Origin of the sequence: Ghiorsea bivora, from assembly GCF_000744415.1 — a bacterium.
Classification (GTDB): Bacteria; Pseudomonadota; Zetaproteobacteria; order Mariprofundales; family Mariprofundaceae; genus Ghiorsea; species Ghiorsea bivora.
In genome coordinates, this window is record NZ_JQLW01000005.1 from 63929 (window position 1) to 78068 (window position 14140).

13 protein-coding genes are annotated in these 14140 nt (G+C 42.1%); 4 read left to right on the forward strand and 9 right to left on the reverse strand.

Going from position 1 to position 14140, the window contains the following annotated elements:
• Positions 1-269 precede the first annotated feature (269 nt).
• From DM09_RS00815 to DM09_RS00835, 5 genes are all read right to left on the reverse strand, one after another.
• Complete coding sequence (locus DM09_RS00815; RefSeq protein WP_051937865.1) at positions 270-959, reverse strand: HPP family protein; 690 nt, start codon at positions 957-959, stop codon at positions 270-272.
• 30 nt (positions 960-989) lie between these two features.
• Positions 990-1475: a hypothetical protein gene (locus DM09_RS00820; RefSeq protein ID WP_051937867.1), complete on the reverse strand. Its 486-nt coding sequence runs from the start codon at positions 1473-1475 to the stop codon at positions 990-992.
• A gap of 107 nt (positions 1476-1582) precedes the next feature.
• Entirely contained in the window at positions 1583-2182 is a 600-nt protein-coding gene (locus DM09_RS00825; protein ID WP_038246797.1) for an SCO family protein, read from the reverse strand.
• A 1-nt stretch (position 2183) separates the two neighbouring features.
• The gene (locus DM09_RS00830; protein WP_038246800.1) at positions 2184-3623 is read right to left on the reverse strand and encodes a cbb3-type cytochrome c oxidase subunit I; all 1440 of its coding nucleotides are present in this window, start codon (positions 3621-3623) and stop codon (positions 2184-2186) included.
• Positions 3610-4134: a cupredoxin domain-containing protein gene (locus DM09_RS00835; protein ID WP_038246803.1), complete on the reverse strand. Its 525-nt coding sequence runs from the start codon at positions 4132-4134 to the stop codon at positions 3610-3612. Before DM09_RS00835 ends, DM09_RS00830 begins: the two co-directional genes overlap by 14 nt.
• 149 nt (positions 4135-4283) lie before the next feature.
• Here DM09_RS00835 and DM09_RS00840 point away from each other — a divergent pair, with 149 nt between their 5' ends.
• The 4 genes from DM09_RS00840 to tatA all read left to right on the forward strand — a co-directional run bounded on the left by DM09_RS00840 (position 4284) and on the right by tatA (position 7950).
• Positions 4284-4679: an RrF2 family transcriptional regulator gene (locus tag DM09_RS00840; protein ID WP_038246806.1), complete on the forward strand. Its 396-nt coding sequence runs from the start codon at positions 4284-4286 to the stop codon at positions 4677-4679.
• 319 nt (positions 4680-4998) lie between these two features.
• Positions 4999-6927 carry a tyrosine-type recombinase/integrase gene (locus DM09_RS00850; protein ID WP_038246812.1) on the forward strand — a complete coding sequence of 643 codons (1929 nt, stop codon included), beginning with the start codon at positions 4999-5001 and terminating at the stop codon, positions 6925-6927.
• A 126-nt stretch (positions 6928-7053) separates the two neighbouring features.
• Positions 7054-7764, forward strand: a complete 711-nt coding sequence (locus DM09_RS00855; RefSeq protein ID WP_038246816.1) for a sulfite exporter TauE/SafE family protein — start codon at positions 7054-7056, stop codon at positions 7762-7764.
• A gap of 9 nt (positions 7765-7773) precedes the next feature.
• Positions 7774-7950, forward strand: a complete 177-nt coding sequence (gene tatA, locus DM09_RS11265; RefSeq protein ID WP_081881030.1) for a twin-arginine translocase TatA/TatE family subunit — start codon at positions 7774-7776, stop codon at positions 7948-7950.
• A 56-nt stretch (positions 7951-8006) separates the two neighbouring features.
• On the opposite strand, the gene hypF is transcribed toward tatA, so the two are convergent.
• Genes hypF through DM09_RS00875 form a run of 4 tightly spaced genes read right to left on the reverse strand, consistent with a single transcriptional unit; the run spans position 8007 to position 14129 of the window.
• Positions 8007-10319 carry a carbamoyltransferase HypF gene (hypF, locus tag DM09_RS00860; protein WP_038246819.1) on the reverse strand — a complete coding sequence of 771 codons (2313 nt, stop codon included), beginning with the start codon at positions 10317-10319 and terminating at the stop codon, positions 8007-8009.
• Complete coding sequence (locus tag DM09_RS00865) at positions 10320-11771, reverse strand: nickel-dependent hydrogenase large subunit (protein ID WP_038246822.1); 1452 nt, start codon at positions 11769-11771, stop codon at positions 10320-10322.
• 7 nt (positions 11772-11778) lie between these two features.
• Positions 11779-12786: an NADH-quinone oxidoreductase subunit B family protein gene (locus DM09_RS00870; protein ID WP_038246825.1), complete on the reverse strand. Its 1008-nt coding sequence runs from the start codon at positions 12784-12786 to the stop codon at positions 11779-11781.
• Positions 12783-14129 carry an ATP-binding protein gene (locus DM09_RS00875; protein WP_038246828.1) on the reverse strand — a complete coding sequence of 449 codons (1347 nt, stop codon included), beginning with the start codon at positions 14127-14129 and terminating at the stop codon, positions 12783-12785. Before DM09_RS00875 ends, DM09_RS00870 begins: the two co-directional genes overlap by 4 nt.
• Positions 14130-14140 lie beyond the last annotated feature (11 nt).

Genomic DNA, 14140 nt, shown 5'->3' on the forward strand with positions numbered 1-14140 from the left:
AAAATAACATCGGTACTAGCTGCTAACGTCTGTACAAGCCTGTACTACCTACGGTTTAAAACACCGTTAATATGTAGGCAGTTATTTATTTTTCACAGGGGTGTTGTGCTTTGAATACAAAAACACGAGTTATTCAGATAACAAAATCCTTAAAATGGATAAAAGCAATGTGAAAGTGTGCGTTGAATCCACCCTACCTAAAGCTCAAGGCAGCAACTCTTGGACGGGGTAACTCCTATACAGCTACAAAAGGCAACTTGTTTTTATGCTTATTTCTTTTGGTCATAATCATTTGCTAGGTGGTATATCAGATTCAAATCATCTTCACTTATATCAATAAACGAATCAATCTGTCGTAAAGCATGCCTAATGCCCTGATGTGACAACTTATTTTCTGAAACCTTTGACTCAGTTGCTCTGCTATCCAATTTACCAAGGCATGCAGGGTAGCGCCTACCTTTTAAGAAGAAGTTAAACAGAAAAGCAACAGAAAAAATCACTAGCACATTAATCAATACAGGTGCAATAATATATTCAAAGCCCAATGCGGTCACCGAAGAACCACTCACCACAGCGGTAAGTGCTGTAGCGCCAGCAGGTGGATGAATGCACCTCAGATAATACATTGTAGTTACCGAAAGACCAACAGCTGCGGCTGCAGCCACATATATATCTGGAATGAGTTGGGCACAACTCACACCAATGAATGCCGACAACAGGTGACCACCGAATAACGGCCAAGGTTGTGAAAGTACCCCATGCGGCACAGCAAATAGTAGAACAGTCGCTGCACCCATTGAGGCTACTATTAAAAATGCACCATCTCCCAGTAAAAAATAACTGATATGATAAACAATAAAAATAGCCAAAAATCCACCAACCCCAGAGAGCAGTTTCTCAGCATGGCTAGTAGGGTCAACCTCTATAGCAATAAAGTTAACTATGGATTGTAGATTCATATTTACTCCTGTAACTATCGTATTTTATCTCTAATGCAGGTCGTCGCCTGTAGTAATAATGGGTTGTTTCCAACTACCAAAAAACAGAAATACAACCCAAAAAAATGCAATTACCAACGCTAATATCATGGCAGCATAACCAAACTCTTCTTGTTGGTTTACCAAGTAGTTATTACACACTCTTATGGGAGAAGATACATAAAGCCAGCCAACCACAACCAACATTGAAATGCCATTAGTCCATACAACAGCACGGGCAAAACCCGACATACGGAACCAACTCATGCCTAGAGGAATCCCAATCAATAGCGGAATAGTGGTAAACTTTAATATTTCCCAAAGTGTCTCATTTAGTGAGGCATCAAGCCAACGGGGTATCATCCAAAATAAGATAAACACGAGGCTAATAAAAAGCCCTGGCAAACCACCCTCATTCCAATCTTGCATCATATTCGACTTTAAATTTCGCCCCACAAACCAACCCGCCAAAATCAAAGTTGGAATCTGTATTAACATATGGAGAATTAAAGATGACTCTAAGAAGTTTCGAATACTTGGAAATAAAAGGACTAGAATGATCACAATCCCTATATAATAAGTACTTATTGAATTATCCCTCTCCATTACAAGCGCAGCACCAATTCTTTAATAATTTCTGAGTGTGGTTCTAAACTAACAATTTTATCCAATTTTACTGACTTATTCACAAAGTGAACTCCTGCATTATGCTCAAAGTCCCCCTTCTGGTCGGGTATTACTGTAATTCCAAATGTTTCCAATAATAATTTAAGCTCTTTTTTATTTTCTACTTTCGCAACCTTCCAAAAATCAGGAATGGTTCCATATCTATCACCATAACTCTTGAGATCTTCAACCGTATCACGTGGATCAAAGCTAATGCTTATCAAGTACACATGCCTTCCTTGTAGGTATGGCGGTATTTTTTCAGCCACATATTCAAATGTTTGACCCAGCTCATGACAAAGCGTCGAACAACGTGTATAAATAAACTCTACAAGTACATTACTCCCTTGGAAATCTTGAAGCTTAAAAAGTTCACCCCTTTGATCTCTCAAGGTTACTGGTGGAAGAGGCCTAGGCTGCTCTTCCACCAGTTTACGCCTTTCTCCTTCTGTTGTTAAAACTTTCAGGCCATCAGTCCCTACCCATAAAATACTAACTCCAATACTTAATATTATAAGAATGCTGATGACCTTGTTCATACTATGTTCTCACAGCCTTGCCAACACGGCTTAAGAAGCTTAACACGAATATAATAACACTCAGTATCGTCAAACCTGCAAAAACTGCGCCAATCGCATCAATCATCAACCATTCTGGTTGGTGCTCTGCAAAACGACGAGGAACACTCTCCTTACCTGCCCAAAGAAAAGTTAATATAAAGCCCAATCCCCCAACAATAAATGACAGCAGGGCCGCTCGGTCTAATTTACTACCTTCATTTTTAGTGATGTAATACATAAAACCCATAACCATTGGTACTAAACCTAGGAGTAAATAAGTATGAAAGTGACCTGGTACCCATTGGGTATTATGTAGAACCTGATTCACCACAATTGTACCATCAACAATAGCCGGAATTGAACCCACAGCCCACCCGAAAACTGCTAAAAACAAAAGACTTACAGGCATAGACCAATTGAGACCTGAGCGATGCACATAGGTTAAGGCACCAAAAGCAGTAACAACAAGTACTGGAATACCACTCAAATATGAAATGATTTGTCCCATAACCATCATCCAAGTTGGCATAGCGAAATCCATTAATAAATGGTGAGGGTAAACAATAATCACAAACAATGTTGAGCATGTCCAAGCAAGTAAAAAGGGTTTATTAGCTTTCCATGCACGACCAGTGTAATGCGGTACAATTTCATAAACAGCAATCACACTCATATAAATAGTAGCATTGATAAACACATGGCCAAAAAAGAAAATCATATTCTTGCCCAGTAACGGATCAATAGTAAACTCTGGAACAAGAATATTGATAATACTAATCACTAAAACTGCTGCGCCAGAAACCAAACCCAGCACATTAATAATTAGCACCATTGTAGAAGCAACAACCGTTGGTGGTGGTGCATCTGCAGTACTATTACCAAACAGTTGTGGCCAGCCCATCGCATTACTTATGCTGCCATACCTCTTTAGAATAGCCCACCCTGTATCTAGATGAAAAACTAGGAACCCTACCCCAATCAACAAAACACCACTTAAATACAATACCGCGGCACCTGCTTCCCATCCACCACCAGACATCGCAGGAAGAGGGTAAAGAAATGTCCATGCTGCAGCAAATCCACCCAAAAATATTGCACTGAGAATCATTACCACGCCAACTAAAAACAATACTAAGTTTAATATAAAGATTGGAGTACTTAGCTTCACGTACTGCCCAAGAAAATACCACATGATTGATGCGCCACATATTCCCGCAATCCCTACCATACCAATACCATGTGCCGTCATTAATTGATAAAATAGTTCGTCTGGAATAGACAATCCGCCTGACTGCGCAGTACGCATAGTTAACCCAAACAGCATCAGAAGTAACAATACCACCCCAGCTGTTGACAAATAAACGAGAACTGAATCCTTAGCACCTTTAGAAATTATATTCTTCACTTCAGACTCCTCCATTGCTTGTAACCGTAATTTCTTCAGACATCGTGTGATGTCCCATACCACAATATTCAAGACAGAGAATTTTATAGACCCCTGGCTTCGTAAATGTATACGTCAACACATTGGTATACTCTGGCATCGCCTGCGTTTGAGCTATCAATGTCATTGTATCATCATATATAGCAAAACCGTGAGTCACATCAGCTGAAGTAACATGAAATTCAACCGGTCTTCCTACCTCTATCTCCATAGGGCTAATATCCCAGTTGTATTGAGACCCTTCGATTTCTACTATTTGTATATTACCATCTGCCGACGTTGAATACGGTAACTTCTCCAATGTCAGCATACCTACTGGAACTCCTACAATAAGTATCAACCAAAATAAAATTGCCCTTATTTTTCCTGCTGGTCCCTGCACCGCTGTGGCATCTACCGCATCACCAGACTTTATGATAACGAATATAAATGCTGCTCCGAGCAGTCCCATTAGCCATATTGAAATGGCCCATGCAATATCCTGCATACTTTCCTCCTAATAGTTATATATTAAATACATCTTATAGGGTAAAAAAAATACACTTTTATAATGTATAATCTCATGCCTATAAGATGTATATAGGATGCACCTTATGAAGGGTTGATAAAGATGTCAATAAAATATATGTTACATGCATGCAACTAACTAAATATACAGACTACTCTTTGCGAACTCTCCTCTATTTAGGTACTCACCAAGACCGTCTTTCGACCATTTCAGAAATAAGTAAATACCATAATATTTCTCGCAATCACTTGGTTAAAGTTGTTCATCAACTAGGAACAAATGGGTATATATTAACCATTCGTGGAAAGAATGGAGGAATTCGTTTAGCGAGGAAACCGAATGAAATTCAGCTTAGCCAAGTTGTTAGGCTTACTGAGCCAAACATGGATATTCAGGAGTGTTTTTCCAAAGAAACAAATACATGCCCATTAATAGATGAATGTAAACTTAAGCATGTTTTCTATAGTGCTAGAGAGTCATTCATGAAAACCTTAGAGGAAAAGTATCTTAGCGACATTTTATAATCTTATGAGACTGATAGTTGTTTTCCACTACACATGAAGGTCAGTTGGTTGGACTGTATAGATTACCATCAAAAAGCCATCCCATTGGCATAAAAAACCAGCCCATAATTATTCAAAAAACCACCCAGTATTTTTTTTACACGGAATAGAGTATAGCAATGCACATCTTTCCTGTGTCCTCCAGTCCTGTACCCAGTAAACCACTCAACCTGATGGTGAAGACGTTTGACTTCATAACCTTTCAACATGAATAATACCAAGGTGGCTTTTTGAATAATTATGGGCTGGTCTACTCAATGGTTATACGTTGGCTTTTTGCATGTTATTTTATATTCAACATGGTTCATCATTTCACCGTACCCTTCGAATAAGTACTATCCGCAACTATGTTAGTCGCATATCTACCCGACTATACGGCACAATTGGTGACCAAGACCTAAGAACCTTTAATATCGAAGCTTTTGAAGACATTTACACACAAATTTTGGAGGAGGAAGATAAGTCTAGGCGAACCATTGCCCGTATTCTAAGCGAGTTTCACCATTACTTGGTCAAAGAACATCAATGCCCCGAACTCGACAACTCGGTTCTTGGCATTTCCCACACACTCACTTCAGTTGATGCCAATATTATCAGTGTTGATGAACTCTATAGAACCTTTACTTGCTTGAACCAAGGTGACTTGGATTTGATTCATCCTGATCTCACCACCATTGCAAAACTATTAACTACAATATCTTTCTTTTGTGGGTTGCGCCGTAGCGAAATCCTAAAACTGCGTATGATTGATGTGCATGCCTCAGTTGCACCAGAACTAATCATTCGCCCCCATGCTACACGGCGTTTAAAAACCAAAAGTTCCACTCGAAGGGTTCTTCTTTATTGCTTATTACCTAAAGAGCTACTTCAAGCATTTATGGACTGGCTTGAAAAACGAAAGCAACAAGAACAAAATAAACCCTATTCTGAATATGTTTTCAGTATTCCTGACAAGCAATACGCATTTGTACCTGAAGAACTTATTTTTCCAGCCATTCACCGAGCACTGCGCCAAGCTACAGGAGATGAAAGCCTACGCTTTCACAGCCTAAGGCACTCATGTGCATCATGGAACATATTGCGTTTGATGTGTGCAGAGCATGGGGTTCCACAACAGTTCTTCAACCATATGCCTTTTACCAAACAGTGGCTTGAGAGCGGCACTCAGTTTAAACAAAAACTATATTTGCATCAAAAACCAACTCGCAAACATTTATATACCATTACAGCTATGCTTGGTCATGCTAACCCAAGCATTACCCTAGAACATTATATCCATTGGTGTGATGTGCTCTTGCACCATAACCTACAGCACCACCTAAAACCTATTGAAAAACAAATCTGGGTGAATGCCACACAAATGAAACAAGCGACAGTATATCGTATCCTTAAAAGCGGTGGTTCGGATGCACTAATCACAAGGTTACGAAAAAAACATAAAGATAAACTAGTTTATCTTCAAAAAAGAGGGGAGTTGGAATATATTGACAATAATGAAACCTATAATGTTTACAGTAATTTATTAGATATTTGGAAACTACTTTACCTTTATAGCAAACATAGCCTAAACCTTGAAACTTTGGCTGAACGGTATGGACTAACCACGGATGAGACGAAACAAATTGTAGCCAATGCACAAAACCTTCAAGGCCTTAAAAGCAATGATCGACACAAAAGCCCACGCATCCGCTTTATGACCTCAAATGATGGTCGAGTCTTACTATGCCCAAGAAAACCAACCACCTATCAGGGGGATGCTCTTGCCAAAGACTTTGCGATTCGCCTAAACACACTCAAAAACGAAACACCTGAAGCATATACTTTTATGCTAGATTACTACATTCAACATTCTAGGCAAAAATCAAATGATTTAGTATTCCGAAATATCGAAAATGCGAACCGTTTTTATCAAGCATTGTTACAAATGGGGATTGTCAAAAAGCATATCATCTTCACTTGGCTCTATGGCAAAAATATAGATAAACTCAGTAATGCACAACGCAAACAACATTGGCGGAAAGGGCTTGCTCTCACCAAGCATCAAAAGTTGGGCGAAAAGAAAATCAATAACACCCGACCCCTTGGGAAATATGGGCAATTAAGCATTCGTATCCAAGATTACTTAAATAATCCATCGAACTTATCACAGTCCACCGAAGCATTTCGCTTTGTTTTCTTAGTATCCTCAATTTTCTCACAAGCTAGATAATAATTGTACAAACAAGCACTTTATAGTTCAAAATAGGGCTATCCTAACCATTTATAATCTCACCCATGAAGTTTGCTTGGCACATAAGTTGCATGTTGTTCACCATCAAACACATGGGGAGAAGGTATGCTAAGCATTTTAATTTTTGGTTTTTTATTAGGACTTCGACATGCCATGGAGGCAGACCATGTTGCGGCAGTGGCTTCTATGGCAACACGCAGTACATCATTAGCAGAAGGCATACGTGTAGGTGCAACTTGGGGTATAGGCCACACCCTCACATTATTATTGTTTGGCTCTATTGTAATATTCTCGCATTCACTTATTCCTGAAACCATGGCATTAGGCTTAGAGTTTACTGTCGGTATCATGTTGGTAACACTGGGCATTGATGTCATTTATAGAATGCGTAAAGAGCGCATACATTTTCACATGCATGAGCACGCTGATGGCATCAAGCATTTTCATGCTCATTCCCATGCCAATGAAGGTGCACATAGCGACTCAGCACATGAGCATGAACATAAAAAATTCTCTTTTCGTCCATTATTTGTGGGTATGATGCACGGCATGGCAGGCTCTGCAGCCCTGATTGCCTTAACCTTACAAACAGTTGAAACCCCAGCTTTAGGCTTTGTTTATATTCTTATATTTGGTTTAGGCTCTGTGCTGGGCATGGCAATCATGGCAACGATTATTATGATTCCTTTACGTCAATCTGCCAAACGACTAACCCATATTTATGGTCGCCTACAAACGACCATTGGTATCGCCACCCTTGGGCTTGGGCTTTATGTCATGTATGAAATTGGCATTGTGCAAGGGCTAGTGGTTTAAGGAGCGTATATGTTTGGCTTAGGTACAACAGAGTTAATACTTATTGTCGTGATTGTTTTGCTACTATTTGGTGCGAAAAAACTACCTGCTTTGGGTGAAGGTTTAGCCAAAGGTATCAAAAACTTTCGCACCAACTTATCAGGTAACACAGATAAATCAGACCCCGTAGAAGACAAAAAAGCCTAACCCTAGCATTGCATTCTATGAAAGCTTAATAGTCACTCATTAAGCAATATGGGATACTAAGTTTTCGATTTTGCAAGCGCAATCACCGCCTGCCCCAAAGCAAGTCCTCCATCATTCATGGGGTAATCTCGGGGGATTAAAACATCAAAACCTTGCGTTTGGAGCTGCTGTTGAACACCCTCTAAAAGCAACCTATTTTGAAAAACACCACCACTTAATACGACTTGGCTACACTTTTTAGCACAAGCCAGTTTCACAGCTTGTTTAGAGGCTGCATAGATAACAGTTTGATGAAACTTAGCTGCAATATCCGTAGCTAAAACATTGGCTTTCAAATCATTCAACAAGGCTAACCACATCGGCTTCCATAGGATTCGCCAAACGCCATCAAGCACCTTTATTTCAACGGGATAAACCTCAGTTTTCAGGCTCAATCTTTGCTCAGCCAATACTTCCAGAGCCATGGCTGCTTGCCCTTCAAAACTGACTTTTTCAAAACAAATATCCAATGCCGCTGCCACAGCATCAAACAAACGCCCCGTGGACGAAGCCTGTGGTGAATTCAAACCCTTGTTACACATCACTTGAAGATTGGCGACTGGCTTTTGCCCAAGTTTTTGTATCAGCGGCAATGCTGAAAAGTCATGCGCCACCTTATCCCAGCCCAAAGCTTGTAGTTGCGCAAAAGCATTACGCCAAGGCTCTTTCATGGCTTGGCTTCCTCCCAACATGGGTGCTTCCTGAATACTGCCCAATCGCTTGAATGAAGCATAGGACACATGTAGAAACTCGCCGCCCCAAAACGTGCCATCCTCCCCCATACCTAAACCATCCAAAGCAATGCCCAGCACCTCGCTACCCAACGGCAAACCGTGCTCTGCCATACATGCCACAATATGCGCATGATGGTGCTGCACTTGGGTCAGCTTCAAACCTTGTTCTTCGGCAAGATAAGTGCCCCACTGTGTGGAAAAATAGTCTTGATGTTTATCCACTGCGATATGCGTTGGTGTAAAGTCATACAGCTGCTGATACAAAGCCAAATTCTTTTGATAGTCCTCATGCACTGCCACATTCTCTAAATCGCCCATATGTTGCGACATAATCGCTTGCCCATACTGAAGCAAACAAAAGGTGTTTTTCAATTCACCACCCATAGCAAGCACACCATGCGCGTTTTCAAAACCTTGGGGCAATACCAATGCAGATGGTGAAAAACCTCTGGCACGGCGCAATATGCGTGGCGCATCTGCCATCACCTTTAATACCGAATCATCAAGACGGTTTACAATATCACGATTGTGCAACAAAAAACCATCCGCGATACCCGAAAGCCTTGCCACCGCATCATCATTATCAATACATTGCGGCTCATCACTTACATTACCTGATGTTAGCACGATGGAATGATCAAGCTTCTGCATCAATAAATGGTGCAAAGGGGTATAAGGTAGCATAAACCCTAAAGTTGATTGATGCGGCGAAACACTATCCGCAATCGTTGAGTCTTCTTTTGCCTGCAACACCACAACTGGTGCCGCCACGCCGATCAGTGCCGCCGTATCGTCTGCTGTGATGTGCGCATATTGATGGATTTGCCCAATATCTTTTGCCATCAGTGCAAAAGGTTTATCAAATCTGCGCTTTCGTTGGCGCAGCATATTCACCGCATGTTCATGAGTTGCATCACATGCCAAGTGAATGCCACCAATACCTTTGATGGCAACAACCAAACCTTGTTTGATTTGCCTGGCAGCTTCATCAAGCGCATCTTCAACATCCAACACTTCACCTGTCTTATCCAGCCATAAAAGCTGTGGTCCACAATCTGGGCAGGCATTGGGTTGAGCATGAAACCGCCTGTCTTTCGGGTTTTGGTATTCTGCCAAACAGGCATCACACATGGCAAAGGCAGACATGCTGGTGTTGGCACGGTCATACGGTACTTCACGAATAATCGAAAGTCTTGGTCCACAGTGCGTGCAGTTGGTAAATGGGTATTGATAATGCCTATCCTCTTGGTTTTGCACATCAGCCAAACATTCAGCACATGTGGCCGCATCAGCAGCAACACCCGTTGCCGTTTTACCTTGAATGCTGGTGATAATTTCAAAGCCTTTAAGATGACAGACTTTATCTAAAACTACGCTTTCAATATACTGGATTTTTGCCAACGGTGGTGCTGAGTCTTGGATGCTTTGCACAAATATATCCAACACACTTTTATCCGCCCAAGCCTGAATCAACACACCTTCCGCATCGTTCCAAACCTGCCCTTTGATATGCAAATCCTCAGCTAAGTTGGCAACAAATGGGCGAAACCCCACCCCTTGCACCACCCCACGAACACGAACTTCAATGCCAATCATTTAGTGGACAGTACACACCATGCAAGGATCAAATGAGCGCACAATATGCTGCACGGAAACAGGTGTGTCTTCGCCCTCTCGAACGGGCGCTCCCAATAGTGCTTGCTCCAGTGCGCCAAGCTGCCCGTGTATATCACGCGGGGCAAAATTCCAAGTGGTTGGCGCTATAATTTGATAGTTTAAAATACGACCATTTTTCACCTGCAACCAATGCCCAAGGCTACCGCGTGCTGCTTCCATCATGCCTGCGCCTTCAGCCTCATCAGGCATAGATGTTAAGTGGTAAAAAGGTTCATCAGGTTGCACTTCTTTGACCCACTTTTCCATTTCCACCACCACCAAAGCAAGCTCTAACAATCGGGCAACGATACGATTGCGAACATTGCCGCCAGACTCAGCAACCAAGCTTTGAATAAGAGGATGACCATTGACAAGTTGACGCGCCAACGCCCCAACTTCAACCACATCACCGCCCAAACGCGGTGCTTTGCACCATGTATATCCATCTTTCATATCAGGATCGGGTATGGTGACTCCCTCACGCGGATGTTTAGGCTCACTGCCATTTTTCATCCAACTGTGCGACACATCTTCCTTGATGGTTTCAGGCTGCAAGGGCGAGGCAATCCCATCTTGCCATACCCCAGCATCAAATAACTTTTTACCAGCAACGGGGTATACACCAAAGCTCATGAAATGATCTGTGGCATTGCCCATGGCTGCTAAATTCAAACTGTCTGCAATGGTTAAGAATGCACCAAAATCACTTTGCCGATGTTCATTTTGCATCACCCATGCTTGCAAATCTTTGCTGGAAGATAGATTGGCAATGTGCTCTAACTTATCACCAAACAGGGTGTTTTCTAAGAAGCTTCTAAACTGATACAATATACCCAACAACCGCACCTTTTCCACAGCAGTAATGGCCCGCGAAGTTCCACCAGGTTGAATGGATAGGGTGTGTGGCCACTTGCCCGCCAACATACCCATCATATGCATAAATTGAGCTCTGGCAGGCAGCATATCTTTGGCAGCCGTACCCTTGACTGGGTAAAACCGTGTTTTCATGGTATCAAACCAAGGTTCATTTTGATACACATCTCGCGTAAAGTCAGGCATGAAAAACATATAAAAATGAGTGAGGTGGTCGGCCAAATTTTCATTGGCTAAAATAAGATTCGTAGCTAACTCACCATTTTTAGGCATTTGAATACCTTGTGCATCAGCAATGGCATAAGCTGCGGCAACCGATTGTGCAACAGAGCAAATACCACAAATACGCGGCACATAAGTCATAGCATCTGTTGGGTTTTTACCATGCAACATTTGTTCAAAACCACGATACATGGGCGATACCACCCAAGCATCATTAACCTGCCCGTCTTCAATATCCAACTGCACTTCCAAGTCGCCTTCAACGCGGTTAAATGGTCCAATAATTCTTCGACTCATAACAACCTCATCGTTTGTTCTTTAGGTGAATACTTGGTGCCACTTCAATATGGTCGGCCACTGCATTTTTCTTTAATCGTTCAGGTGTTGCTGCTTTGGATAAGGATGCCAAGGCAACAAACCATGCTTTAGGCATATCTGTTGGTAAACCCACAGGGATACCTGCAATTTTGGGTGTTTGGGTAAAATTATGCCCAGGTTCTTCAAAACCTGGTGCTGTGCAGTTAATACACGCATAGCCACCGCGAATACATGAACCTTCGCCATTCCAAAGCCTTGTGTTACAATCAGCATGCGCTTGCGTTCCTACACACCCCATGTGCTCCATCATACAACCCAAATCCGAGGGTTTCTCAGCACTGGCTTTAAACTCATAAAACTCATTCCGTGTGCAACCATGATGCACCAATTGGTCAGCATAACTGCGTGGCCTACCCAAGCTATCCATATTGGCTTCGCTAAAATCACCCAAAGCAATTTCAGCCAATGTGTCTGTCACCCAGTTGGGATGGGTTGGGCAACCTGCAATATTGACCACAGGCATGTTTACCTTGGAGCGAAAATCAGCCCCCAAAAGCCCACCTTTTTTTTCACCGTCATATTGCATACCACAAGCATCGGATGGGTTGCCACCTGCTGCGGTGATACCGCCATAAGCCGCACATGTTCCAACTGCAACAACATATTCAGCTTGTGCTGACAGTCGCTCAACCCAATGCATCATGGGTTCTCCCGTACCTGCCAACATGTGAAACTTACCCGTATTATTCGGGCCACGAATCACCGAACCTTCCAAACACAAAATATCCAGTTTAATTTTTCCAGCAGCAATATCATTTAAAATATTGGTGACTTGCAAACCTGTTTCTAAGCTTAACGATGGATGCCATAAAAGGTTGATGCCCGCCATATCCAAGCAGCCTAATACATCAGGCGACTCCGCATTCAGCAATGACATGGTACAACCACCACAGCCCCCTGATTGAAGCCATAACAAATTGAGTGGGTCGCTCATGTTTCATCCGCTTGGTAAGGCAAAGCAATGGTAAACACCGCACCACCGTCCACATGATTATCTGCCATCAAACGCCCTTCACACTGCTCTACAATCAAGCCATAGCTGATATATAAACCCAGCCCCGTGCCTTTACCCACCTCTTTGGTGGTAAAAAAGGGATCAAATATTTTCAATTTATCCTGCTTGGAAATACCTGCACCATAATCTTTCACTGTAATCACAGCCTCATGACCCTGCTGAAAGCAACGAACATCAATGCGAGGTTCATCTTTATCTTCCATAGCATCCAAGCTATTTTGAATCAAATTCACCAACACTTGATGCACAAACCCTTCATAACTATGGATACGCAGGTGCTCACCTTCAATGGATAATTTGGCGCGTGTTTTTGATGTTTGCGTCACCCACTTGGCAGCATTACTCACCACATCCAGCACATCAAACTCTGTTTTTTCTTCGCGATGTGAACTGGAAAAACGGCGCAAATCTTGAACAATGGTGCTGACACGCATGGTACCCTCTAAGCCACCATCAACTAAGGATGGAATATCATCCAAAATACGGTCAATTTTTAACCGTTTGCGTAAATCCTTATCAAGCTTATCACCCAATTTCTCATGCAATGCCTCAATATATTCACGCAAACGATACCCATACTTCTTAATGGCAAACATATTACTATGCACAAAGCTAATCGGATTATTCAACTCATGCGCCACACCTGCTACCAAACGCCCCAGTGATGCCATCTTTTCTGATTGCACCAGTTGCGCTTGCGCTTGCTTAAGCTCGGTATGCGTTTGGTTCAAATCATTATATGCTTTGCGCAACTCACCCACAGGGCGACCAATCAAAACCATGCCAACCAATATACCTTCATGGTCATATCGAGGTGAGCAGCGAATCACGAGGGGCGATGCCATACCTTGCGCATCAGTCATGCAAACTTCTATTTCTTCTGTCGCACCCTTACGAATACGCTCCAAACATGTTTCAATTTTCACTTGTGAAGATTCATCAAATAATGTTGTTAGTGCAACACCAGTACAGCCACTTTCACTGCACCCTAAAAGTTGTGATAGCGCAAAATTAGACTGTTGTACGTTGCCTGATAAGTCACAAACAATCAGCACATCCGTCATTGAAGATAAAACACCACGAATAAACTGCTGCGCCTCTTCTAACTCCGCATTTTTCTCTTCAAGTTCAACCTGATACCGCAATAAATCTGCATACACCACATCCATTTTTTGGATCACTTCAATCCACATCTCTTCATTACCTTGTGTCATCGCATGGGTTGCGGTGTTGGTAATTTGCTGAGAAAGAGCTTGCGGCATGGCTATAATTT